The following is a 23679-nucleotide window of genomic DNA, read 5'->3' on the forward strand; positions in this document are numbered from 1 at the left end:
GGAGTGCTCGTCGAGAAGCAACGTGCAGTATGAATCGTCGTGACTGAGCGCAGCCGGTTTCACAACCCGACGGAGTCGGGGAGTGAAGAAGGGAAGCGAAGGCGCGACACTTTGCTGAAACCGGAGTGCTTATCCAACATGCTTTCCCCCGGTCCATCCCCCCCGCCGAAGCACCCGCTCTCCCATCGAGCGCGGTGAGTCCTCCAGATCGGTGGCCATCGAATCGTTCCACCGGTTGAGAAAACCATACAGACACACGGCGCCCAGGATCTGCACGATCTGGTTTTCCGTCCAGTGTTTTTTCATCCGGTCCATCACGGCACCGTCGACTCCGTTCGGAACTGCGCCGGCGGCCAGCGCGAAGTCCAGTGCGGCGCGTTCGGCTTCGGAATACAGGGGGCTGCTCGCATAGTCCCAGATGGCGTCGAGCTTTTCCTGGCTAATGCCGTGAATCTGTGCCGCGACCAGCGAATGGGCTTCGCAATACTGGCAGCCGGCCGCACGGCTGGCGAAATGCGCGATCAGGCGCATGAAACCGAGGTCGACATCACCGTCCGGATCCATCACCGAACGGGTCAGTTCACCAAAGGCGCGAACCATGGCGGGACGGCGCTGCATGGTCAGCAGGCTGTTGGGTACGAAGCCCAGTATCTGTTCGAACAGTGCGAAGTCTTCGCTGAGCTCCGGCGTGGACTCAGCCGGCAAGGGGTCAAGGTGGGCCATATGCAGTTCCGGTTGGGAAAAGCCGCATTCTGCCCGATCAGGGGATTTGCTGCAGCATGCGGATGGCGATTCGGCGTGCCTCGGGTCCCCACCGGTTCTCGCCAATGACATTGACCGCGAACACGAGCGTGTCCTCTTCGCGCTCCACGATACCCACGAACCAGCCGTGATCAGAACCCGGCATCGGGCAGCTGCCGGTTTTTCCGTACAGGGTGCCGCGAAAATCCTCGGGAATGGCGAAGTCTTGCAGCAACAACTCCCGGGTGGTGGCCTGGTGGCCGGGATCCGCCGGCAGTTCGCGGGCATTGAGCCGGCGCAGAAAGTCGATCTGATCCAGCGCGGATATTTTCAGACTGCTGCCGAGCCAGAACTGGTCGATGCCGCCGGAAATGTCCCGGTTGCCGTAGCCGAACCGGTCGAGGGCCTGCTGCATGCGTTCCGGGCCTACAGAGCGGGCGACCTGCTGAAAATACCAGACCACTGAATGGCGTACCGCGCTGGCCAGGTCGTGATCCTGGTTCAGCACTTTGCGCGAATGCACGGTCCCGTCCCAGGTGAAGGTGTCGCCCGGGCCCTTCAGGACACCGGCATCGAGACCGATCAGGGAGTTGGGTATTTTGAAGGTGGAGCACGGAGAGAGTGGTGTTTCACATTGCTCACGGGAGTGGATCAGCCAGCTGTCGTTGCGGGTGCTGTAGACGGCCAGGCACGCCGCCTCGACGTCCGCGAACCCGGAGCCGTTCAGCAGCCAGGTCTGGGCGGCTGCGGGCGCGACCATAGCCAGGGCGGTAGTGCCGGCCAGCGCGACAGTTTTCAGCTTCGCCGCGCGATGGAAACATCGTTTCATGGTGCTCACGCTCTGTTGTTGGTGGCTTACGCTGCGCATTTTGAGCCCCGAATCGGGCAATCGCAGGGCGTGGCGGGGCGCAACGGGTGGCGAGTGACGGACTATCCGCTGCCGCCTGCGGCAGTGGGGTGGCCATCAGGCCCGGCTGGGCACCCACTGCGCGCAGGTTGGATTCAGGCGGCGGCAGCCTCGCCCGCACTCGCGCGCATCGGACCATTCAGCAATGCATCACGGGTCGCCTCGACGATCAGATCTACCTCCTCCGAGGTGATGGCGAAATGCGGCGTGTAGCGCAAACTGTTCTGACCGCCATGGATTACGTTGCAACCCTGCATGCGCATGTACTCCTCGGTGGAGTCGGCTCCGAAGCATTTGTAGAGTTTTGAATTCAGCTCAACGCTGAACAGCAGGCCGGTCCCCTGAACCTGGGTGATCCGGTCGCCGAGATCGTCCTGAAGCGCCTTGAATTTCTCGACGAATTCCCGGCCGCGCTCGCGAATGTTCTGACGCAGTTCCGGCGTCAGGGCGTTCAGCACAGCGCAGGCCACGTCCATGGCGCGCGGGTTGGTGGTCATCGTGTTGCCGTAAATCCCCTTGCGGTACAGGCCGGCGGTTTCTTCGGTCAGTGCCAACACCGACAAGGGGTACTGCCCGGCGTTCAGAGCCTTGGAGTAAGTCTCCATGTCGGGCGCCTCGGCATCCTCGAATCCCGGGTAGTCGCAGATCGACAGAACGCCATGTGTGCGCAGACCCGCCTGGATGGAATCGACCAGCATCAGCGAGCCGTGTTCACGGGTTTTTATGCGGACGGCATCGTAGAACTCCCTGCTGATGGCCTGTCCGGGATTTCCTTCCCCCATGACCGGTTCGAGAAAGAAGGACTCGATGAATATGTTGTTCGAATCAGCCCAGGTATAAATCTGCTCGAGCTGTTCGACGTTGTTGGGTTCGACGGTCAGCAGTCGGTCCTGATCGCGGAAACTCGCCAGGTGGCGCACATAGTTCTGACGGCTGGAATCGGAGTATTGCGCCGGACGGTCCGTGCGGCCGTGAAAACCGCCACACAGGCTGGCCATGCGAATCTGGCGATTGGCGTGGCGGCCACCCGGATCGGTCATCATCTTGGCGTTCACATCCGAGATGCGGGCTGCCAGGCTGACGGCTTCGGAACCGCTGTTCAGGCACAGGAAACGGTCCATGGGGCAGGTGCCGCGCGTCTGGCCGATTTCCCGTTTCAACGCTTCGTGCAGTCGTTTCTGGCTGAGATTCGGGGTCATGATGTTGGCCATCACCTGGCGGCCGTTCATGGCCTGCAGCACCGCTGGCGGTGCATGACCCATTCCGAGCATGCCGTAGCCGCCTGAGTCGTGAATGACGGCGCCCTTGATCGTAATAATCCACGGCCCCCGGGCCACCAGCGCGACATACGGCTTGATCGCGTCATCGGGATAAAAGTTGATGAACCCGGCCTGAACTTCGGCGATCTGCTCGTCCTCGTCCATGGCCATCAGGGCCGGTTCTTCGTCGCACAAGTGCCGGAAGACCTCGGTCGCCTCCTGGATGACTTCCTGCAGGCGATTGTCCAGGCGTGCGAACCGTTCTATCACCTCGTCCGACAGCCCGGAAGTGCGGCCCGGGCCGCCAAATGTTCTCAGTTCATTCAGTGCATCGATAATCGGCAGGGGTTTGCTGGCCATGGGAGACGACTCCTGTGCAAGAACCATCGCGCAGGCCACGAAACAGGAAGGTCGGAGCCATACGCGAACGCATGTGAGAAGGCGGCTAGGATACCACAGCCCCGGCTGGTCCAGCACGTATTTACGGGTTTCGGGTGGCTTCCCGCTGCCGCTTCAGCGCCCAGTTCACATGCTCCCGGACAATCTCCGAGGGATGATCCTTGCGGCGTCGCAGGGCGCTGATGACCGCGTCGTCATGCGGCGCGTTGCCGAGCGCCACGGCAATGTTGCGGAGCCAGCCGACATGACCGGTGCGGCGGATCGCGCTGCCCTCGGTGCGCCGCAGAAATTCCTCCTCACTCCAACCAAACAACTCGATCAGCTCACCGGCATCCAGACCCGGCCGGGGCCGGAAGTCGTCTTCCTCGCTGTGCTGGGCGAAGCGATTCCACGGACACACCATCTGGCAGTCATCACAACCGAATATCCGGTTCCCCATCGGCGCCCGCAGGTCCTCGGGAATGGATCCGCGCAGTTCGATGGTGAGGTAGGAAATGCAGCGACGGGCATCGACCTGGTAAGGCGCGACGATGGCGCCGGTCGGGCAGTCGTCCAGGCAGCGCGTGCAGCGGCCACAATGGTCATCCACCGGCCGGTCCACGGGTAGCGGCAGGTCGGTAAAGATTTCGCCGAGAAAAAACCAGCTGCCGGCGTCGCGGCGCAGCAGGTTGCTGTGTTTGCCGATCCAGCCCAGTCCCGCCTTGGCGGCGAGCGCTTTTTCCAGCACCGGGGCCGAGTCGACGAAAACCCGGTAACCGAACGGGCCCACGGCCTCACCGATGCGATCAGCGAGTTTCTGCAGGCGGCGGCGCATCACCTTGTGGTAATCGCGCCCCAGAGCGTAACGGGAAATCAGGCCTTTACCCGTCTCGTTGAGCAAATCCTGTGGCCTTCGCGCCTCGTCATTGAGGTAGTTCATGCGCGCCGCGATGACCCGCACCGTGCCGGGCACCAGCTCCGCCGGCCGGCTGCGGCGGGTGCCGTGGCGTTCCATGTAATTCATTTCTCCGTGAAATCCCCGGGCCAGCCAGGCGTGCAGGTGTTTTTCGTGGTCTCCGAGCTCGATGTCGGCCACGCCGATCTGCTGGAAACCCAGCTCAGTGCTCCAGCGCTGAATGTCGGCTTTGATGGATATCAGCCGCTGTTCGCTCCACTCCGCGCCGTGGCCGGATTCCGTGGCCGGACTCTGCGGGTCACTCCCGCTATCGATCATGGCTATAATTTCCACATGGTGGCGAGTGCAGACAGATTGTATAACGCGGAGCAGGTCCGGCGGCTGGATGCCAGCGCGATCGAAGCGCATGGCATCCCCGGAATCGAACTAATGGAGCGGGCGGGCCGCAGTGCCTTCGAGGCGGCGCGCCGGGCCTTTCCGCAGGCACGCCGCTGGCAGATTTTCTGTGGTGGCGGCAATAACGCCGGTGACGGTTACATCATTGCCCGCCTCGCGCAGGAGGCCGGCTTGTCCGCGCAGGTCTGCGCGCTCCGGCCTCCGGATCATCTGAGCGGCGACGCCGCCGTGGCGGCGCAGCGCTGGCTGCAGGCCGATGGCGCCACCCAACCGTTGCCGCCGGATCCCTCCGACCGGTTCGATCTCGTCATCGACGCACTGCTGGGTACCGGGCTGGACCGCGCGCCGGAAGGTGACTACGCCACCGCCATCGACTGGATCAACAAGGCCGGACTCCCGGTCCTCGCGGTGGACATTCCTTCCGGCCTCGACGCCGATACCGGTGTGGTTCGCGGCCGCGCCGTGCGCGCCCGGGCGACCGTGACCTTCATTGGAAACAAGCGAGGCCTGTACACGGCCGATGGCCCGGACTATGCCGGGGCGATTACCTTCTCGGATCTGGAAACGCCGGAAACCGTCCGCGACGCGGTTCCTGATTCAGGAATTCTGTTACACGAAAAAATTATCCGTCAAAGCCTTCGCCGACGGCACCGGAACTCGCACAAAGGGTCGTTCGGCTGGGTGCTGGGCATCGGTGGCAACAGCAGCATGAGTGGCGCGGTCCGCCTGTGCGGCGAGGCGGGATTGCGGGCGGGTGCCGGCAAGGTAACGCTGGCGACGATCCCGGACCATGCGGCCCTGGTCAATCTGACCTGTCCCGAACTCATGGTCCGCGGCGTGCGGCGCGGCAAGGAATTGAAGACCCTGTTGCGGCAGGTCGACGTCAGCGTCATCGGCACCGGCCTGGGGCAGACTTCGTGGTCGGAGGACCTGTTCAAGACCTGCATGCGAACCGAAGTGCCGATCGTGCTCGATGCCGACGGTTTGAACATCCTGGCCCGCCTGTACCCGGAAATGGGGCGCGCTGGTGATCTTCCACGGGGAAACTGGGTGCTGACGCCGCACCCGGCGGAGGCCGGGCGTCTGCTGGGTTGTCCGGCCCGGGAAGTCCAGCAGGACCGGATCGCCGCGGCACTGGCCGTCGCCGAACGCTTCGACGCGACGGTCATACTCAAGGGATGCGGCACCGTGGTGGCCGAACGGTCCGGCCGTTACGCCATCTGTCCGCTGGGCAATCCCGGCATGGCCACCGCCGGTACCGGAGACGTTCTGGCGGGCGTGGTGGGAGCGCTGGTGGCGCAGCACCTCGATCTGTGGACCGCGGCGGCGGCGGCGGTTGTCGCGCATGCGCTCGCCGGTGACCTCGCGGCCCGGGAGATTGGCGAGCGCGGAATGATCGCGTCGGATATCACGGCACGCCTGCCCCGCGTGCTGAATCCGGACCATTGATCCGAATATGAATTTCGCGGAACCGGTCCGCGTGCTGCCCGACGAGGCGGCCGTCGAGTCCTTTGCGGCCGCGCTGGCCGCTGTGTTGCCCCGTCCGTTCGTCATCTACCTCAGCGGTGACCTCGGGACCGGCAAAACCACGTTTGCCCGCGCCCTGATTCGGTCACTGGGGTATCGCGGCCGGGTGAAGAGCCCGACCTATGGCCTGCTCGAATCCTACCGGTTGCCCGGCCGCACCGTGCTGCATCTCGACCTGTATCGAATCGAGTCTCCCGCCGAAATCGAATACCTCGCCTTGCCCGACCTGTTCGGCGACGACGGACTGCTGCTGGTCGAATGGCCGGAACGGGGCGAGGGCTTCCTGCCGGCGCCCGACCTGGAACTCAGGTTCGACTACGACGGAGCCGGGCGCGTGGTGGCGCTGTCGGCGCGGACGGGCGCGGCGCGGGACCGGGTTCGGGCGCTGCAGCAAGGATTCGACAAGTAGATTTCTAGGTTTTCTGGCTATCTAGCGGTTTTATAAGAGAAACTGTTGCAATTTCGCGATTTTCTGTTCATCATTGACCCCATCGACACGGGAGGTTGATGAATCCAATGACAAAGCGCCTTGTCATGGCCTGGATCGTAGGGTGGATGGCCCTGGGGACGCTGGCACAAGGGGGCCTGATCCGGACTGCTGCGGCGGCCGAAGTCAGTGGCTTCCGTGTGTGGACGGATCCCGACAAAACTCGCGCCGTGCTGGATCTCAGCGGACGTGCCGAATACCGTCTGTTCACCCTGAAGAATCCGGACCGGGTCGTCATTGACCTGAACGGTTCAGAATTACAACATTCCCTGGATTTTCAGCAGGAACACGCCGGCATCATTACCGGAGTCCGCCACGGCGCACCCGACGAGGGCACGCTCCGGGTCGTATTCGACTTGTCCGAAGCCGGCAAATTGAAGAGTTTCATGCTCGATCCAACCGGGCAATACGGTCACCGCCTGGTCATCGATCTGTATCCGGAAACCGGCGAAGCCCGGGCCGTTCCGGTGCGGCAGTACGCCGACATGCGGAATTCTGAGCGTGATGTCGTCGTCGCCATCGACGCCGGCCACGGCGGTGAAGACCCGGGAGCATTGGGCCCGCGGCGCACGCGCGAGAAGGATGTGGTGCTGGCCATCGCCAAGGAACTCAGTAAAGCCATCGACAACCTCCCCGGCATGCGGGCAGTGTTGATCCGGGACGGCGACTACTACATTCCCCACCGTGATCGCTATGAAAAGGCGCGGCAGCATCGTGCCGATCTGTTCGTGTCGATTCATGCCGATGCGTTTCATAATCCGCGGGTCGCTGGCGGGTCGGTGTTCATCCTTTCCAATCGCGGTGCGTCCAGCGAATTCGCGCGCCGGCTGGCCGACAGCGAAAACCGCTCCGACCTGATCGGCGGCGTGACCCTGAAAGACAAGGACGACATGCTCGCCTCGGTGTTGCTGGATCTGTCCCAGAGCGCGACCCTCGAGGCCAGCAGCCTGGTCGCCCAAAGCGTGTTTTCGTCCATGCGGGAGGTTGGCAAGACCCACAAGAACCGGGTCGAGGCGGCCAATTTCCTCGTGCTCAAGTCGCCGGACGTGCCGTCCATCCTGGTCGAGACGGCTTTCATCAGCAATCCTGCCGAGGAAGCACGGCTGAAAGATCCGAAATGGCAACGCAAGATGGCCGGCGCCATTGCACGCGGCGTGCAGGACTACTTCGTCTTCAGCCCGCCGCCAGGGACCTGGATCGCAGCCAACCGCAAGCCGGTGCGCTATCGCGTGATGGCGGGCGACACGCTGGGCGGTATCGCCGACCGCTACCGGGTAACCGTCTACAGTCTCCGCCAGGCCAACGGCCTGAAGGGCGACATCATCCGGGTCGGCACCGAACTTCTCATTCCGACGACCTGACGCCGCATTGGCGTATCACAACCGGCGTGGTGAACGGCCGCCGCGAGTCGGAGCTGCATTTTGCGCGGGTCAAGGGCCGGATTTTCTTCGCCGCCGGTCTATAATCGGGGCCCGTGAAGCCGTTCCCGATGTCCGCATGACCATCCAGCAACTGCCCGATCACCTGGTCAACCAGATCGCTGCCGGCGAGGTCGTTGAACGACCGGTTTCCGTGGTCAAGGAACTGGTTGAGAACGCGCTGGATGCGGGCGCGCAGTCCGTGGTCGTGAGCCTGGAACAGGGCGGCAAGGATCTGATTCGCGTAACCGACGACGGCGTTGGCATTCCGGTTGCGGAACTGGCGCTGGCGCTGCAACGCCATGCCACCAGCAAAATTACCTCGCTGGACGACCTGGAACAGGTCGAGACCATGGGCTTTCGGGGCGAAGCCCTGCCCAGCATCGCGTCGGTCGCCCGGCTCGACCTGGCGTCGCGTCATGCGGACGATCCGCACGCGTGGTCGGTACGGGTCCGCCAGGGCACGATTTCCGAACCCGAGCCGCATGCGCTGCAGCAGGGCACCCGGGTCGAGGTGGCGGACCTGTTTTACAACACCCCGGCGCGGCGCAAGTTTCTGCGCGCCGAGCGCACTGAGTTCAATCACGTCGATGGCGTGTTGCGGCGCTTCGCCCTCGGCCGTTTCGACGTGACCTTTGTGCTGGAGCACAACGGCCGGGTCGTCGCCCGGTACGACGCGGCTGACGACGAAACTTCGCGGGAGCGCCGGCTGCGTGCCGCTCTGGGCGACGAGTTCACCGCGCACGCCCTGTCGATCGATGAGCAGCGTGGTGATTTGAGCCTGGGTGGCTGGGTGGCCGAACCGCGCTTCAACCGCGCCCAGGCCGACCGGCAGTTCCTGTTCGTGAACGGTCGCGCCGTGCGGGATCGCATCGCCGCCCATGCCGTGCGGCAGGCGTTTCAGGATGTCTTGTTCCACGGCCGTCATCCGGCGTTCGTGCTGTATCTGGGAGTGCCGCCCTCACTGGTCGACGTCAACGTACATCCGCAAAAAACGGAAGTGCGGTTTCGCGATGGTCGTGCGGTGCATGACTTTCTGTTCTCTTCGCTGCACCGTGCATTGGCGGACAGCGGGACGGGTGCCGGGGCGCCACGGCCCGGCGGCGGCATCGAAGCGCTGCGGCCAGCGGCGCCGCAGCACCAACGCGAACCTTCGCAGGGGGGCATGGGGCTGCCTTTGGCGCAAGTGGCGGCCCTGTACCGGCCGGCCGAACCCGGGCCGGCGACGGAAACCACGCAGGCGGCCACCGCGACATTGCCCCATCCGGAAGATTCGGATTCGGAGATTCCGCCGCTGGGGTTCGCGCTCGCCCAGTTGCACGGTATCTACATCCTGTCGCAGAACGCGCACGGTCTGGTCCTGACCGACATGCACGCCGCCCATGAACGCATTACTTACGAGGGCTTGAAAAGCCGTTTTGAAGGTGAGGGCATACGCACTCAGCGCCTTCTCGTGCCGGTTTCCGTTCATATCAGCGAGGCCGAGGCGGACCTCGCAGAAGAACACGCTGATTCGCTGGCGGAGTTCGGTCTCGTGTTTGACCGGGCGGGGCCGGACAGCTTGCTGCTGCGCGAAGTGCCGGCCCTTCTGGCCGGGGCCGATGCGGCCGGCCTGGTGCGCGATGTGTTGTCCGACCTGGCGCGTCACGGTCGCAGCGATCGCGTACGTCAGGAAGCCAACGAACTGCTCTCGACCATGGCCTGTCACGGTTCGGTGCGCGCTCATCGCATACTGAACGTGGCCGAAATGAATGCCTTGCTGCGCGACATGGAACGAACCGAACGTTCCGGGCATTGCAATCATGGCCGTCCCACCTGGGTTCAGCTCGACATGGCGTCGCTGGATCGGTTGTTTTTGCGCGGGCGCTGATGCCGTCATCGAGCCCGCCGGTCATTTTCCTGATGGGGCCGACGGCCTCGGGGAAAACGGGGCTGGCCGTAGCGCTGCATGAACGATTTCCGGTCGATATCATCAGCGTGGATTCGGCGCTGGTCTACCGCGGCATGGACATCGGCACGGCCAAGCCCGATGCCGCGACCCTGGTCCGCGCACCGCACCGCCTGATCGACATCCGGGATCCGGCCGAATCCTATTCGGCCGCGGAGTTCCGCGAGGATGCCCTCGCCGAGATGGCACAGATCCACCGTTCCGGCCGGGTGCCGCTGCTGGTCGGCGGCACCATGCTGTACTTTCGTGCGCTGAGTGGTGGTCTCGCGCCGATGCCGCCGGCCGACGCCGGGTTGCGGCGCAAATTCGAAGAGGACGCGCGGCGCCTGGGCTGGGCGGCCCTGCATGAACGCCTGGCGGAACGGGATCCCGTGATCGCGCGCCGAATCCATCCGAATGACCCGCAACGTATCCAGCGGGCGCTCGAAGTCATCGAAATCACCGGCCGGCCGATGAGCGAGATTCAGCGTGAACACCGCCGCCAGGCGGAAGATGCGCTGGGCTGCAATGTCCTGCGCCTGGTGGTGTGCCCGGAATCACGCCGGGTCCTGCACCAGCGCATTGAGCGACGCTTCCGGATCATGCTCGAAGCGGGTTTGATCGATGAAGTCCGCGCTCTGCGCGAGCGGGGTGATCTCACTCCCGATCTGCCGTCGATGCGCTGCGTCGGATACCGGCAGGTGTGGCGGCATCTGGAAGGCAAAACGGACCCTGAGGAAATGGTCGAAGAGGGCGTGGCCGCGACCCGGCAATTGGCCAAACGACAGTTGACGTGGCTGCGGCAGGAGCGTCAGGCACTGTGGTATGATTTAGCCACGGATGCCGCGCTGGAATCGGTGTTCGACGATGTTGGCGCGTTTCTTGCTGCCTCTCGTCCTTGAATCAGGCTGGCGTCGCACCAAAATAGGACTTGTCTCGATTCGTCTGGGTCATGCGGTCGGGGTCCACAATAAAGGAGAGCGGCCATGTCAAAAGGTCAGTCACTACAAGAACCCTTCCTGAATGCGCTTCGTCGGGAGCGCGTACCGGTTTCGATTTATCTCGTCAACGGCATCAAGCTGCAGGGCCAGATCGAGTCCTTCGATCAGTTTGTCGTGCTGCTGAAGAATTCCGTCAGCCAGATGATTTACAAACACGCCATTTCCACGGTTGTTCCGGCGCGCAATGTGCGTGTGTTCGACGAGGAAAATGAATAGGCCCTTCTTCGCTGGCAGGCATTTCCTTGTTTGACCGTGCCGAGCGCGGCGACCGCGCGGTCATCCTGCACCCTGAATTCCGGCTGACCGGTCCGGAAGCGCTGGACGAATTCCACCAACTGGCCGTTTCCGCGGGCGCGGAAATCGCCGGTGTGGTCACGGCACCGCGTGACCGGCCGGACGCTCGCTTTTACGTTGGCAGCGGCAAAATCGAGGAGCTGCGCGAGGCGGTTGAGCAGGCAGGTGCCGATCTGGTGCTGGTCAGCCATTCCCTGAGCGCGGTGCAGGAACGCAATATCGAGAAAGCCTGCGGGTGTCGCGTGCTGGATCGCACCACCCTGATCCTGGATATCTTCGCGCAGCGCGCGCAGTCGCACGAGGGCAAGCTGCAGGTCGAGTTGGCCCAACTGCGACACTTGTCGACGCGCCTGGTTCGCGGCTGGACGCATCTGGAACGCCAGAAGGGCGGTATCGGCCTGCGCGGTCCGGGTGAGACCCAGTTGGAAACGGACAGGCGGCTGATTGGCGTGCGCATTCGTCAGCTACGCAGCCGGCTGGAAAAAGTGGCGCGTCAGCGCGAACAGAGCCGCCGCCGCCGGGTACGCTCACAGGCGCCGCTGGTGGCGCTGGTGGGTTACACCAACGCCGGAAAATCCACCTTGTTCAATCACCTGACCGGTTCCGGCGTTTTGGCCGAGGACCGTTTGTTCGCCACGCTGGATCCAACGGTCCGCCGCCTGGAAGACCCCGACGGCGCCGATGTGCTGCTCGCCGACACGGTCGGCTTCGTCAGTGACTTGCCGCATGAACTGGTGGCTGCGTTTCGCGCGACCCTGCAGGAAGCCCGCGAGGCGGACCTGTTGCTGCACGTCGTGGACGCATCCGACCCGTATCATGCAGAGAGGCAGCACGAAGTCGAGGACGTTCTGGAATCCATCGAAGCCGGTGATATCCCGGTCATTCGCGTACTCAACAAGATCGACCGCACCGGCCAGCCGGTGCAGGTATTGACCGATGACCTCGGCCGTCCCGTCAGCGTCACCGTGTCGGCCGCGAGTGGCCAGGGCATGGAAGAACTGCGCGAAGCCATCGCGGCGCGGCTCGCCGTGTCCCGCGTAAACGGGTGGATCGAGTTGTCCGGCCGCCAGGGCCGTCTGCGCGCCGAACTGTTCGATCTGGGCGCGGTGCACGAAGAACGCATCGCCGATGACGGTTCGTGGCGCTTGCGGGTCGATGTCCCGCTGGATGTCGCGCGCCGGCTGGCCCGTCGCCCGGGCGCGGAAGGCCGCGTCATCCGCCGACAGTTGTTGCCCCAGGCCGGCGAAGCCGCGTAAAGCGGCTGTCGTGTCTTGAAACCCGCGCCTTTTAACCCAAGCTTGCGTTTGGCGCCGTCACGAATTCAGAACAGGAGGCTGTAATGCCCTGGAAAGAGCCCGGAAAGGGCAATAAAGATCCCTGGAGTTCCGGGGATGAGCCACCCGATCTCGAAGAAGTATTCCGTAACGTCAACCGGCGGCTGAAGAGCCTGTTCGGAGGCGGTGGCGGCGGTCGTGGCGGTAGAGATTCGTCCGGCGCCGGCAGCGGCGGCCTGATTTCGGTGCTGGTCATCGCCGCCCTGTTGTGGGTCGGCTGGGATTCCGTGCACATCGTCGATGAGGCGGAACGGGGGGTCGTATTGCGCTTTGGCAAATACAGCCGGACCCTGGACCCGGGCCTCAATCTGACCTTGCCGCGCCCGTTCGAGACTACGATTCCCGTCAATGTGAGCAATGTGCGTTCGGTCGAGGACCGGGGCCAGATGCTGACCGAGGACGAGAACATCGTCGAATTGAACTACACGGTTCAATACCGGGTTCTCGACCCGCAGAAATTCCTGTTCAATGTGCGAGATCCGGAACCGACCCTGCAGGGAGCGGCCGAAAGCGCCCTGCGTGAATCCCTGGGCACCAACGGCCTGGACACGATCCTGGCCGGTGCCGGACGAGAGAAAATCTCGCAGAACACCGAGGTTCTGCTGCAGGACATGCTCGACCTGTACAGCGCCGGCATTCAGATCACCGAGTTCACACTCAAGGACGTGAATGTTCCGATGCAGGTGCGCGAGGCGTTTTCGGACGTCAACCGGGCCCGCGAGGATCGGCAGCGATTCATCGAGGAGGCCCGGGTACACGTCAACAGCGTGGTGCCCGAGGCGCGCGGCCAGGCAGCCCGCATCCTGCAGGAAGCCGAAGGCTACAAGCAGGCCACGATCGCTTTGGCCGAAGGTGAAGCCGAACGCTTCAGTCTGTTGCTCAAGGAGTACCAGAAGGCCCCGGCGATTACCCGCAAACGGCTGTACCTGCAAACCATGGAAAACGTGTTCGGACGTTCCAACAAAATCCTGCTCGACGCCGATTCCAGCGGTAACGTGCTGTACCTTCCGCTGGATCAGCTGGGTGGTGGAGGCGGAACCGGCGCGGGATCCTTGATGCCGCCCCTGGTGGGTCCGGACAACCGCAACGAGAGTGCCGATAGCGGCAGCAATCGCAATCCCAGAAGGGAGGGGCGACAATGAACCGACCCATTATCCTGATCCTGGTCGTGGCCCTGGCGGTGCTCGGGCTGTCCAGTGTATTCGTGGTCAAGGAAACCGAATACGCCATCAAGTTCCAGTTGGGCCGAATCGTCAGTTCGGACTACGAGCCCGGGCTGCACTTCAAGCTGCCGTTCTTCAATAACGTGCGCACGTTCGACCGCCGGATTCTGGCGCTGGACACGCCATCGGAGCAGATGCTGACCTCGGAACAGAAGTTCGTCAACGTCGATTCGTTCGTCAAGTGGCGCATCACCGATGTGGCCAAGTTCTACATATCGACCCAGGGCAACGAACGCATGGCCTTGAATCGGCTGGAGCAGATCATCAAGGATCGCATGCGCGCCCAGATCGCATCCCGAACCCTGGTCGACGTGGTTTCGGCCGAGCGGACCAACATCATGCGTGACATCCAGAGTGCCGCCAATGCTGCGACATCGGACGAGTTCGGCATCGAAGTGGTCGATGTGCGCATCAAATCCATCGAATTGCCGGACGATGTGCGGGAGTCGGTATTCCAGCGCATGGCGACCGATCGTCAGAAAGAAGCCAACCTGCTGCGCTTCCAGGGACGGGAAGAAGCCGAGAGCATTCGCGCCAATGCGGATCGAGAGGTTCGGGTCATTCTCGCCGAAGCGGAGCGTGACGGTCAGCAGATCCGGGGTGAAGGTGACGCGGTTTCAACGGAAACCTACGCGGCGGCCTATGGCGCGGACGAGGAGTTTTACGCTTTCTACCGCAGCCTGCAGGCCTACGGTAATGCGTTTGGCGGTAGTCAGGATGTGATGGTGCTGGATCGGTCCTCGCGGTTCTTCGACTATTTCGGATCCGACGCCACGGAAAGCGAATAGCGGCGGCGCGATTCGACCGTCCATGGGCCAGGACCTGCTCACCGCGATTGCGCTGGTGTTGATCATCGAAGGGCTGATGCCTGCGATCGCACCGGCTGCGTGGAAGCGGTACCTGGCCGAAATCACGCGGATGAGCACGCGCACGATTCGCGTGGCCGGTGCGGTAAGCATGCTGGCCGGCGCATTGTTGCTGCAGTTTCTGCATTGAATCCCACGACACTGCCGGTCCGTAGAACCCCGCAGTTTGGAAGTGAAGAATGAACCAGAGCATCGTTGTGCTGGGCACCCAATGGGGTGACGAAGGCAAGGGAAAAATTGTCGATCTTCTGAGTCGCGACGCCGATGCAGTGGTGCGATTCCAGGGGGGGCACAATGCCGGCCACACCCTGGTCATCGGCGACGAGAAAACCGTGCTGCATCTCGTGCCCTCGGGCATTCTGCAGCCGGGCGTCGAATGCCTGATCGGTAATGGTGTGGTGTTGTCGCCGGGCGCCCTCAAGCAGGAAATCGAAGCGCTGGAAGCTCGCGGTTTCGACATCCGTGACCGCATCCGGATCTCGCCGGCCTGCGCCATCATCATGCCGTACCACGAACTGCTGGACCGGGCGCGGGAGGCCGCGCGGGGTAACCAGGCCATCGGCACCACCTGCCGGGGAATCGGTCCCGCCTACGAGGACAAGGTGGCCCGCCGCGGACTGCGCATCACGGACATGCTGGATCGCAGCGTGCTGGAGGAAAAGCTGCGCGACGTGCTCGATTTCCACAATTTCGTGTTGCGCGAACGATTCGGCGTCGAGACGCTGGAGTTCGACCGGGTGGTCGACGAAGCGCTGGCGCTGGGCGAGTACTTCGGCGGCATGGTGGCCGACATCAGTCGGCGTCTCCACACCCTGCGTGAAGCCGGCAAACGCATCATGTTCGAGGGCGCCCAGGGCAGCCTGCTGGACATCGATCACGGTACCTATCCCTATGTCACGTCATCCAATACGACGGTTGGTGGCGTGTGCACCGGAGCCGGTGTGGGTCCGAATGCCATCGACTACGTGCTCGGCATCACCAAGGCCTATACGACCCGGGTGGGCGGAGGGCCGTTCCCGACCGAACTGTTCGACGATACCGGCAGTCACCTGGCCCGGCAGGGCGACGAATTCGGCGCAACCACCGGCCGCGCACGGCGATGTGGCTGGCTGGATGCGGTCGCGCTGCGCCGCATGGTGGAGCTGAACGGGGTGACCGGTCTGTGCGTCACCAAGCTCGATGTGCTGGACGGTCTGGACGAAATCCGGATCTGTGTCCGCTATCGGCTCGATGGAGCAGCGCTGGAATCCACGCCGGTCGACGCCGATCGCTGGAGCGATCTGGAACCCGAGTACGAAACATTTCCTGGCTGGTCCGACTCGTCACGAGGCGCGACATCCCTGGAGGATCTGCCGGCCAATGCGCGGCGCTACCTCGAAGCCATGGAACACCATGTCGGTGCGCCGGTGCATATCGTATCAACCGGTCCCGAACGCAACGAAAATATCGTCCGGCAGTATCCGTTCGCCTGAAAGCCCGGCCCGCCGCCAGCGGGTGAGCACTTCCGGCCATACCTGAGCCGGGAATTCGAGGTGATCCGAACGCCGGGCCTGGCCCTCGCGGGCGGTCGCTTTCACGGGTGATTCGATCGGATGGAGTTCTGGAACATAGCTCTGCTCATTGCGTCGGCGTTGCTGTTGGCCAGCATCGTCGCCAGTGCGATTTCCACCCGGGTCGGTGTTCCGCTGCTTCTCGTCTTTCTGGTTCTCGGCATGATCGCCGGCGAGGACGGACCGGGCGGCATCCCTTTCAGCGACTTCGAAACGGCATACGCCATCGGCACGGTGGCCCTGGCCGTGATCATTTTCGATGGCGGCCTGCGAACCCGGCGGTCCCGTTTTCGCGTGGCCTTGTGGCCGGCCATCAGTCTGGCCGTGGTGGGGGTGTTCGTCAGCGCCGCCCTGCTGGCGACCTTCGCGGCGTTTCTGTTCGGTTTCTCGTGGCTGGAAGGCCTGTTGCTGGGCGCCATCATCGGGTCCACCGACGCGGCCGCGGTGTTTGGCACGCTGCGTACCCAGGGCGCCAGCCTGAAACAGCGCGTTGCGGCGACGCTCGAGATCGAATCCGGCAGCAACGATCCGATGGCCATTCTGCTGACCGTGCTGGTGCTGGAACTGCTGGCGGCAGGGGCCGTGCACCTCGACGCGTTGGCCCTGCTGTCCTCTCTGGCCCGGCAATTCCTGATCGGCGGCGTGATGGGCGTTGTGGGCGGCCAGGTCCTGGTGCTGCTGATCAACCGGCTGAACTTGATCAGTGGTCTTTATCCCCTGCTCGCCGCGGCGGGTGGGTTGTTGGTCTTCGCGATCACCGCGCATTTCGACGGCAGCGGATTTCTGGCCATTTACCTGGCGGGCGTCGTGCTTGGCAACGCGCGCCTGCAGTCGCGGCAAAACGTCCTGCGGGTGCACGACGGCCTGGCCTGGCTGAGCCAGATCGCCATGTTTCTCATTCTCGGCCTGCTGGTCACCCCGTCGGATCTGCTGGATACCGCCTGGCAGGGCCTGGCCATCGCCCTGTTCCTGATGGGAATCGCCAGACCGGTGGCGGTCGCGCTGAGTCTCCTGCCGTTCCGGTTTCCGTGGCGTGAACAACTCTATATCGGCTGGATGGGGCTGCGTGGTGCGGTTCCCATTGTGTTGGCAACCTTTCCGGTGATGTATGGCCTTGAAAACGCATCGTTTTATTTCAATATCACATTCTTCGTGGTACTGGTTTCCCTGCTGTTTCAGGGCATGACGGTGGCCCCCGCCGCACGGCTGTTGGGCATTGAGGCTCCGCCGGTGCCGCGGCCGGCCCAGCGCATCACACTGGATGTTCCCGGACACTACGAACACGAGATGGTGGGGTTCACGGTTCAACCGGACTGCCCGGCCTGCGGACGCCACATCGCCGCGCTGGCATTGCCTGAGGGCGTCGTGGCCTCCGCCCTTCTGCGTGACGGGCAGCCTCAACCCCAGTACGACACGGCGCTGCAAACGGGTGATTTCGTGTACCTGATCGCCCGCCGCCAGCACGTGGATTTTCTGTGTTCGTTGTTTGACCCGCACGCCGGACCGGAATACCTGGACGAAAGCCGGTTCTTCGGAGAATTCACGCTCAACGGTGACGCCACCCTGGGTGACGTTGCGGCTGTCTATGGCGTCGAGGTTCCGCGCGATGCGGCCGAACTCACCCTGCACCAGTGGCTGTCGAAAGCTTTTCACCAGCGCACCGTGGTGGGTGACAGCGTCCCGCTGGGCTCGGCCTGGCTGGTGGTGCGGGAAATCGACGATGACCGGATTACCCGGGTGGGATTGCGCCTGCCACGGCCGTAAACGCGAACGGCCCCTCGCGGGGCCGTCCAATTTAATGCATCACCGGATACGGGTTTTTGTTCTCGGGTGTTCGACATGCCTTCGCAAGTCGGAAACTGGTGCCCAGGAGAGGACTTGAACCTCCACTATCTTTCGATAACTAGCACCTGAAGCTAGCGCGTCTACCAATTCCGCCACCTGGGCAGGGGGCAGAGGCAAGGGGTGAGCCTCTGCCCGGTTGGCTCGAGGTAAGGGGGGAACCTGCGAACCGGTGCGTACTGTAGTGATTCGGACCCGGCCTGTCAATATCCGGGAGGACGCCGCGCCCCGGTATCGGCCGGGATGAGGGGCCTGGGCGGAAACCCGCGGAAGGCGGGGTCATTCACGATACAATGCACCCATGAAAACTGAAAAACAGCCAGGAACAACCCGATGAGCCGAAACCGGCGTAAGAGTGGCGGGGATAGCCCGTCAGGCCGCATCGACGCGGAAGCACCGGACCGGCAGACGATCATCGATTTGCTGGAGGATCACGGCCGTCCGCTCAAACGCAAGGACATCGTCTCGCGGCTCGGGGTGGAGTCCACCGACAGCCGTGAAATTCTGCGCCGCCGCCTGCGCGCCATGCTGCGCGACGGCCAACTCGTCCGCAACCGGGGCGGTGCCTACGGTCTGCCGGAACGCATGGACCTGGTGCGTGGCCGGGTGACCGCGCACAAGGACGGTTTCGGCTTCGTGATTCCCGACAACGGCGAGTCCGATCTCTATCTGTCGCCGCGCCAGATGCGCAGCGTGATGCACGGCGACCGGGTGCTGGCCTGCGTGACCGGAATCGACCACCGTGGTCGTCGGGAAGGGGCGATCACCGAGGTGCTGGAGCGCGCGCACGAACGCGTCGTTGGACGCTTCGTGCGGGAAAGTGGAGTCGCTTTCGTGGTGCCGGACGATCCGCGGCTGAACCAGGATGTTCTGATTCCGCTCGACCAGACCGGTGAGGCCAAACCGGGCCAGGTCGTGGTGGCGGAACTCGTCCGCCCGCCCGCGGAACACAAGCCGCCCCTGGGCAAAATCGTTGAAATCCTTGGTGAAAGCGGCGCGCCGGGCATGGCCACCGAAATCGCCATTCGAAACTTCGACCTGCCGCACGAATGGCCGGACGGGGTGGAAGCCGAGGCGGCAGCTTTCGGCGAGAAGATCGACGAATCCATGATCGAGGGCCGCCGCGACCTGAGAGATCTCGCATTGGTGACGATCGATGGTGCGGATGCGCGGGATTTCGATGATGCCGTTTTTGCCCAGCGCCGCAAGAATGGTTGGCGGCTGGTGGTCGCCATCGCGGATGTGGCCAGCTATGTCCAGCCAGGATCGCCGCTGGATGACGAGGCGCAGAACCGGGCGACATCGGTCTATTTTCCGGGCCGCGTGATACCCATGCTGCCCGAAGCGCTGTCCAATGGATTGTGTTCGCTCAATCCCGAGGCCGACCGGCTGTGCCTGGTCTGTGACATGTCGATCAACGAAGAAGGGCAGGTCACGCGTGCGCGCTTCGATTCCGCCGTCATGCGCTCCCAGGCCCGCTTGACCTACAACCAGGTCTGGGAGTGGCTGGTCGACGGCAAAGGCGATATCCGTGAAGGCCTGCCTGCGGTCTCGGCTTCCCTGCGTGATCTCTACAGCCTGTACAAGGCCCTGCGCCGGGCGCGCAATCGCCGCGGCGCGATCGATTTCGAAAGCACGGAAGTGCGCTTCGTCTTCGACGAACGCGGTGCGGTGGGCGATATTCAGCCCTATGAGCGCAACGACGCCCACATGCTGATCGAGGAATGCATGATCGCCGCCAATGTCGAGGCGGCCAAATTCATTCTGCAGCAGCGTATTCCGGCGCCGTTTCGTGCCCATGAGCCGCCGCCGCCGGAGAAGACCGAAAAACTGGAGCAGTTCCTGGCCGGGCTGGGAATCCGCAAGACCTGGAAGAACCGGCCCGAGCCGATGGATTTCGAACGCATCGTGCAGCAGATCAAGAGCCGCGATGACAAGGACCTGATCATGGCCATGTTGCTGCGCTCCCAGAGCCTGGCTTCCTACCAGGAAACCAATGCCGGCCATTTCGGTCTCGCGCTGGAGGCGTACGCGCACTTCACCTCACCGATCCGGCGCTATCCGGACCTGTTGCTGCACCGCGCGATCCACCACGTACTGGAACATCGCAAGGCGGATGGTTACCGGTACAGCCGCAAGGACATCGGCGAACTCAGCGACCATTGTTCGCACACCTCGCGCCGCGCGGAGGAGGCCGAATGGGATGTGGCCGAGCGTTTGAAGTGCGTGTTCATGCAGCAACACATCGGCGATGAATTTCGGGGCCAGGTCACCGGGGTCACATCGTTTGGTCTGTTCGTCGAACTGGAGAAATACCGGGTCAGCGGCCTGGTGCATATCACGTCGCTGCCGAACGACTACTATCACTTCGACCCGGTCGTCCACCGGCTCACCGGCGACCGGGCGGGACGGGTGTTTCAGTTGGCGCAGAAGCTGCGGGTGCGCGTCATGGCGGTCAATGTGGACGAGCGCAAGGTTGATTTCCATCTCGCCGAAGAATGAGTTCTGAAGCCCGTCAGTTGCTGATCGGCATTCATCCCGTGTCGTCCGCGTTGCAAGCATCGCCGCAGTCCGTCACCGGCCTGTGGATCGCCGCCGAGTGCCGCAATTCCCGCGTGGCCGAGCTGGAAAAAACGGCCCGGGCGGCCGCGGTGACGGTCGAGCGCCATCCGCGCCACGATCTCGATCGCGCCTGTGATCAGCAGCGGCACCAGGATGTGATCGCCTGGTTCCGCCCGGACAATATTCACGGCGAGGCCGATGTGCCCGCCTTGCTGGAGGCCGTCGAAGGGCCGCCGCTGGTGTTGGTGCTCGACGGTATTCAGGATCCCCACAACCTGGGGGCCTGCCTGCGTTCGGCCGATGCAGCCGGGGTGAATTTCGTGGTATTGCCCCGCGATCGCGCCAGTGGTATCACGCCGGTGGTGCGCCGGGCCGCTGCCGGGGCGGCCGAGACGCTGGGGCTGGTCATGGTGCCCAATCTCGCCCGTGTGCTGCGCCAGCTGAAGGATGCAGGCATCTGGCTGGTCGGCACCAGCGATCGCGGTGACGAGTCGCTGTACCGCATGGACCTGAACGGCCCGCTTGCGCTCGTGATGGGCGCGGAAGGGAAGGGATTGCGCCGGCTGACCGCTTCGCACTGCGACCATCTGGTGTCGATTCCGATGTCCGGCTCGGTGGACAGCCTGAACGTTTCGGTGGCCACCGCTGTTTGTTTGTTCGAAGCAGTCCGTCAGCGTGATACCGGCCGGCCATAAGCGCTCGAGATCTTCATGTCTTGCTCGCGGGTGTTCGTGCGGCTACGGTGACGCCTGGATTCTTACCGATTGGCGAGTGAATCAACCATGAGTTTGCATCATCATTTTGAAGCCGCGCTGCCGGCCTGGGTAGATTCCTGGGTAGGCCACTGGCTCAATGCGCGTGGCATGGCACTGGATTCGGCGGAGCACCGGATGCAGATGGCGGTAAGCCTTTCCGCCGAGAATGTGCGGCGCGAGACCGGGGGGCCGTTCGGCGCCATCGTGGTTCATAACGATACCGGCCGGCTGGTGGGCGTGGGCGTGAACGTGGTCACCAGTGAAAACCTGTCCATTGGGCATGCCGAGATCATCGCGCTCTGCCTGGCCCAGCGTTCGGTGGGTTCCTGGAATCTGGCCGAGGCCGGGCCGATGCAGTTGGTGACCTCCTGCGAACCGTGTTCCATGTGTTTCGGTGCGGTGCCGTGGTCCGGTATCAACAGCCTGGTCTGCGGTGCGCGGCGCGAAGATGCCGAGGCCGCGGGTTTTGACGAGGGTGACAAGCCCGAGAACTGGACTGCCAGCCTGGAGCAGCGCGGCATCGCGGTGCGCCTTGACTTGATGCGGCCCGAAGCCGCGCGGGTGTTGAGCGAATACGCCGACGGCGCGGGTGCCATCTACCATCCCGGTCAATCCTGAACGGGCGAACGGGGCGGGCCGTTCACGGCCGTCGCGGCGCTTCCGCGGCGGCGATTCCCCCGTCCGTCAGCCGCGGTGGCCTTCCAGCATTTCCGCCCGCAGGTCGTCCAGCCAGTCTTGCATCCGCTGAGCGCGGCGCCGGGCTTCCGCCCGTCCGGCGTCGGTCTGCATCAAATCCGGCAGTTTCAGTAGTTTGCTGTGGAAATGATCGATGGTGTAGAGGCTGTCGTCCGGATCGCGCTCATCGCAGAACGGATCGTCGGCACTCGCCAACGGCCGGTTCAGGCGTCCTCCGACCAGCAGGCAGCGGGCGATGCCGATGGCGCCCAGGGAATCGAGCCGGTCTCCATCCTGAACGATCCGGGCCTCCAGGGTGTCAGCGGGAATGCCGGCGGAATAACTGTGCGCTTCGATGGCGTGGCGAACGGCGTCGAGTTGATCTTCCGGATAGCCGATGCCGCGCAGGAATTCGGCGGCCGCATCGGCGGCCAGGCGTGAGCCCTGGGCGCGCAGTGGACTGTCCTTGGCGACGGCGACACAATCGTGCAGCCAGGCGGCGGGGAGGGTGATCCACGGGTCGGCATTTTCTTCACCGGTCAGCCATGCCGTATTCCGCACCACTCGCTGAACGTGTCCGATGTCGTGTGCGTGGTCTGCCGCTTCGACTCTTCTCACGAATCCTTCGCAAAGATCCTGCAATTCCTGAAGTTTCACCGTTTCCCTCCCTTGCGCGATCGCGGTGACGACCGCTTTTCGGAACCCTTGCCGCCCCGAGGCTCGAGGGTCAGCCGGTGGGTCGCCGCGGACAGTCCCACGTCTGTGCGCAGCACTCGATGGTCCTTCGGGCCGAGTTCCGACCACCGGCCCAGGGCGAGGCCCCGGGGCAGGCGTGCCGCGCCGTAGCGCACCCGTTTCAGGCGGCTGACCTGGTGGCCCTGTGATTCCCACAGGCGCCGGACTTCCCGGTTGCGCCCTTCGAGCAGGGTGACCTGGAACCAGGGGTTGGTGCCGGCATGGCCCAGCCGGTCAATGTCGTTGAATCGGGCCGGGCCGTCCTCCAGTTCCACGCCGGTGCGCAGCGCTTCGACCTCGTCTTCGCTCACATCACCGCGAACCCGGCAAACGTACTCGCGGTCCACCTGGTTCGACGGGTGCATCATCGCGTGGGCGAGTTCGCCATCCGTGGTGAGAATCAGCAATCCCGTGGTCGCGATATCGAGACGGCCGATGGCGACCCAGCGGGCCCCCTTGAGCCGGGGCAGACGGTCGAACACCGTTGGCCGACCGGCTTCGTCGGCGCGTGACGTGACCTCGCCTTCGGGCTTGTTGTACAGCAGGGTGCGCTGCGTCACCGGGCTCGCGGTCACGGTCCAGTCCCCGTGGCCGTAGGTGATTCGGTCACCGGGCCCGACGGATTGCCCCAGTTCGGCCTTGCGTCCATTCACCCTCACCGCGCCCTGGCGAATTCGCTCCTCCAGTCCGCGGCGCGAACCCAGTCCGGATGCGGCCATGATTTTCTGCAGCCGCTCCGGCGTGGCTTCTGGCCGGCTCTCATCGCCCGGGGCGGCTTGCCGGCCCGGCCGGCGCGCCGGGCCGCGCCCCTTTCGGCCCGCGGCCATCTTGCGCTTCGGACTCATCGCGAAACCGGTACTTCAGGCTTCGGTCGGGGTACGGTCAC

Annotated in this window: 21 protein-coding genes and 1 tRNA gene; 15 read left to right on the forward strand and 7 right to left on the reverse strand. The window is 63.8% G+C overall.

The features are described from left to right. Positions 1-129: 129 nt before the first annotated feature. The 4 genes from V3330_RS08330 to queG all read right to left on the reverse strand — a co-directional run bounded on the left by V3330_RS08330 (position 130) and on the right by queG (position 4519). A complete protein-coding gene (locus V3330_RS08330) occupies positions 130-723 on the reverse strand; it encodes a carboxymuconolactone decarboxylase family protein (protein ID WP_354694937.1) in 594 nt (197 codons plus the stop codon). A 37-nt stretch (positions 724-760) separates the two neighbouring features. Further along, on the reverse strand, positions 761-1570 hold the full coding sequence (locus tag V3330_RS08335) for a penicillin-binding transpeptidase domain-containing protein (protein ID WP_354694938.1): 810 nt from the start codon (positions 1568-1570) through the stop codon (positions 761-763). A 173-nt stretch (positions 1571-1743) separates the two neighbouring features. Further along, positions 1744-3267 (reverse strand): aminotransferase class III-fold pyridoxal phosphate-dependent enzyme, encoded by a 1524-nt coding sequence (locus V3330_RS08340; RefSeq protein ID WP_354694939.1) that lies wholly within the window; start codon positions 3265-3267, stop codon positions 1744-1746. Positions 3268-3388: 121 nt separating this feature from the next. Further along, positions 3389-4519 carry a tRNA epoxyqueuosine(34) reductase QueG gene (gene queG, locus V3330_RS08345; protein WP_354694940.1) on the reverse strand — a complete coding sequence of 377 codons (1131 nt, stop codon included), beginning with the start codon at positions 4517-4519 and terminating at the stop codon, positions 3389-3391. A gap of 15 nt (positions 4520-4534) precedes the next feature. Between queG and V3330_RS08350 the strand changes: the two genes are divergently transcribed. From V3330_RS08350 to V3330_RS08405, 12 genes are all read left to right on the forward strand, one after another. Beyond that, on the forward strand, positions 4535-6046 hold the full coding sequence (locus tag V3330_RS08350; protein ID WP_354694941.1) for an NAD(P)H-hydrate dehydratase: 1512 nt from the start codon (positions 4535-4537) through the stop codon (positions 6044-6046). 7 nt (positions 6047-6053) lie between these two features. Next, positions 6054-6533 carry a tRNA (adenosine(37)-N6)-threonylcarbamoyltransferase complex ATPase subunit type 1 TsaE gene (tsaE, locus tag V3330_RS08355; RefSeq protein WP_354694942.1) on the forward strand — a complete coding sequence of 160 codons (480 nt, stop codon included), beginning with the start codon at positions 6054-6056 and terminating at the stop codon, positions 6531-6533. Positions 6534-6640: 107 nt separating this feature from the next. Beyond that, positions 6641-7972 (forward strand): N-acetylmuramoyl-L-alanine amidase, encoded by a 1332-nt coding sequence (locus V3330_RS08360; protein WP_354694943.1) that lies wholly within the window; start codon positions 6641-6643, stop codon positions 7970-7972. A 136-nt stretch (positions 7973-8108) separates the two neighbouring features. After that, on the forward strand, positions 8109-9899 hold the full coding sequence (gene mutL, locus V3330_RS08365) for a DNA mismatch repair endonuclease MutL (protein WP_354694944.1): 1791 nt from the start codon (positions 8109-8111) through the stop codon (positions 9897-9899). Then, positions 9899-10858 carry a tRNA (adenosine(37)-N6)-dimethylallyltransferase MiaA gene (gene miaA, locus V3330_RS08370; protein ID WP_354694945.1) on the forward strand — a complete coding sequence of 320 codons (960 nt, stop codon included), beginning with the start codon at positions 9899-9901 and terminating at the stop codon, positions 10856-10858. Before mutL ends, miaA begins: the two co-directional genes overlap by 1 nt. 84 nt (positions 10859-10942) lie before the next feature. Next, a complete protein-coding gene (hfq, locus tag V3330_RS08375; RefSeq protein WP_354694946.1) occupies positions 10943-11173 on the forward strand; it encodes an RNA chaperone Hfq in 231 nt (76 codons plus the stop codon). Positions 11174-11199: 26 nt separating this feature from the next. After that, positions 11200-12507, forward strand: coding sequence for a ribosome rescue GTPase HflX (gene hflX / locus V3330_RS08380; RefSeq protein WP_354694947.1), 1308 nt, complete (start codon positions 11200-11202; stop codon positions 12505-12507). An 83-nt stretch (positions 12508-12590) separates the two neighbouring features. Further along, positions 12591-13727: an FtsH protease activity modulator HflK gene (gene hflK, locus V3330_RS08385; RefSeq protein ID WP_354694948.1), complete on the forward strand. Its 1137-nt coding sequence runs from the start codon at positions 12591-12593 to the stop codon at positions 13725-13727. Continuing rightward, positions 13724-14596 (forward strand): protease modulator HflC, encoded by an 873-nt coding sequence (gene hflC, locus V3330_RS08390; RefSeq protein WP_354694949.1) that lies wholly within the window; start codon positions 13724-13726, stop codon positions 14594-14596. The genes hflK and hflC overlap by 4 nt, the downstream gene beginning before the upstream one ends. Before the next feature lie 22 nt (positions 14597-14618). Then, on the forward strand, positions 14619-14804 hold the full coding sequence (locus tag V3330_RS08395; protein ID WP_354694950.1) for a DUF2065 domain-containing protein: 186 nt from the start codon (positions 14619-14621) through the stop codon (positions 14802-14804). Between the two features lie 49 nt (positions 14805-14853). Then, on the forward strand, positions 14854-16146 hold the full coding sequence (locus V3330_RS08400) for an adenylosuccinate synthase (RefSeq protein WP_354694951.1): 1293 nt from the start codon (positions 14854-14856) through the stop codon (positions 16144-16146). A 120-nt stretch (positions 16147-16266) separates the two neighbouring features. After that, entirely contained in the window at positions 16267-17988 is a 1722-nt protein-coding gene (locus V3330_RS08405; RefSeq protein ID WP_354694952.1) for a potassium/proton antiporter, read from the forward strand. 96 nt (positions 17989-18084) lie between these two features. Here V3330_RS08405 and V3330_RS08410 read toward each other — a convergent pair. Then, a tRNA-Leu gene (locus V3330_RS08410) sits at positions 18085-18171 on the reverse strand. A 228-nt stretch (positions 18172-18399) separates the two neighbouring features. Between V3330_RS08410 and rnr the strand changes: the two genes are divergently transcribed. From rnr to V3330_RS08425, 3 genes are all read left to right on the forward strand, one after another. Further along, positions 18400-20568 (forward strand): ribonuclease R, encoded by a 2169-nt coding sequence (gene rnr / locus V3330_RS08415; RefSeq protein ID WP_354694953.1) that lies wholly within the window; start codon positions 18400-18402, stop codon positions 20566-20568. Further along, positions 20565-21323, forward strand: a complete 759-nt coding sequence (gene rlmB, locus V3330_RS08420) for a 23S rRNA (guanosine(2251)-2'-O)-methyltransferase RlmB (protein ID WP_354694954.1) — start codon at positions 20565-20567, stop codon at positions 21321-21323. The genes rnr and rlmB overlap by 4 nt, the downstream gene beginning before the upstream one ends. A gap of 87 nt (positions 21324-21410) precedes the next feature. Then, positions 21411-22001 (forward strand): nucleoside deaminase, encoded by a 591-nt coding sequence (locus tag V3330_RS08425; RefSeq protein ID WP_354694955.1) that lies wholly within the window; start codon positions 21411-21413, stop codon positions 21999-22001. Between the two features lie 66 nt (positions 22002-22067). Here the strand turns inward: V3330_RS08425 and V3330_RS08430 are convergent, their stop codons facing one another. Together V3330_RS08430 and V3330_RS08435 are read right to left on the reverse strand one after the other, a co-directional pair. After that, a complete protein-coding gene (locus V3330_RS08430) occupies positions 22068-22715 on the reverse strand; it encodes an HD domain-containing protein (RefSeq protein ID WP_354694956.1) in 648 nt (215 codons plus the stop codon). Further along, on the reverse strand, positions 22712-23638 hold the full coding sequence (locus tag V3330_RS08435) for a pseudouridine synthase (protein ID WP_354694957.1): 927 nt from the start codon (positions 23636-23638) through the stop codon (positions 22712-22714). The genes V3330_RS08430 and V3330_RS08435 overlap by 4 nt, the downstream gene beginning before the upstream one ends. Positions 23639-23679: the final 41 nt, after the last annotated feature.

It is taken from the genome of Elongatibacter sediminis (assembly GCF_037892215.1).
GTDB classification, from domain to species: Bacteria; Pseudomonadota; Gammaproteobacteria; order Xanthomonadales; family SZUA-36; genus Elongatibacter; species Elongatibacter sediminis.

Coding starts and splice junctions, on each gene's coding strand:
- hfq (WP_354694946.1), top strand. CDS start 10,943: ATGTCAAAAGGTCAGTCACTACAAGAACCCTTCCTGAATGCGCTTCGT.
- V3330_RS08350 (WP_354694941.1), top strand. CDS start 4,535: ATGGTGGCGAGTGCAGACAGATTGTATAACGCGGAGCAGGTCCGGCGG.
- V3330_RS08360 (WP_354694943.1), top strand. CDS start 6,641: ATGACAAAGCGCCTTGTCATGGCCTGGATCGTAGGGTGGATGGCCCTG.
- V3330_RS08395 (WP_354694950.1), top strand. CDS start 14,619: ATGGGCCAGGACCTGCTCACCGCGATTGCGCTGGTGTTGATCATCGAA.
- V3330_RS08425 (WP_354694955.1), top strand. CDS start 21,411: ATGAGTTTGCATCATCATTTTGAAGCCGCGCTGCCGGCCTGGGTAGAT.
- V3330_RS08400 (WP_354694951.1), top strand. CDS start 14,854: ATGAACCAGAGCATCGTTGTGCTGGGCACCCAATGGGGTGACGAAGGC.
- hflC (WP_354694949.1), top strand. CDS start 13,724: ATGAACCGACCCATTATCCTGATCCTGGTCGTGGCCCTGGCGGTGCTC.
- rlmB (WP_354694954.1), top strand. CDS start 20,565: ATGAGTTCTGAAGCCCGTCAGTTGCTGATCGGCATTCATCCCGTGTCG.
- queG (WP_354694940.1), bottom strand. CDS start 4,519: ATGATCGATAGCGGGAGTGACCCGCAGAGTCCGGCCACGGAATCCGGC.
- mutL (WP_354694944.1), top strand. CDS start 8,109: ATGACCATCCAGCAACTGCCCGATCACCTGGTCAACCAGATCGCTGCC.
- tsaE (WP_354694942.1), top strand. CDS start 6,054: ATGAATTTCGCGGAACCGGTCCGCGTGCTGCCCGACGAGGCGGCCGTC.
- miaA (WP_354694945.1), top strand. CDS start 9,899: ATGCCGTCATCGAGCCCGCCGGTCATTTTCCTGATGGGGCCGACGGCC.
- V3330_RS08335 (WP_354694938.1), bottom strand. CDS start 1,570: ATGAAACGATGTTTCCATCGCGCGGCGAAGCTGAAAACTGTCGCGCTG.
- hflK (WP_354694948.1), top strand. CDS start 12,591: ATGCCCTGGAAAGAGCCCGGAAAGGGCAATAAAGATCCCTGGAGTTCC.
- V3330_RS08330 (WP_354694937.1), bottom strand. CDS start 723: ATGGCCCACCTTGACCCCTTGCCGGCTGAGTCCACGCCGGAGCTCAGC.
- V3330_RS08435 (WP_354694957.1), bottom strand. CDS start 23,638: ATGAGTCCGAAGCGCAAGATGGCCGCGGGCCGAAAGGGGCGCGGCCCG.
- V3330_RS08405 (WP_354694952.1), top strand. CDS start 16,267: ATGGAGTTCTGGAACATAGCTCTGCTCATTGCGTCGGCGTTGCTGTTG.
- V3330_RS08340 (WP_354694939.1), bottom strand. CDS start 3,267: ATGGCCAGCAAACCCCTGCCGATTATCGATGCACTGAATGAACTGAGA.
- rnr (WP_354694953.1), top strand. CDS start 18,400: ATGAGCCGAAACCGGCGTAAGAGTGGCGGGGATAGCCCGTCAGGCCGC.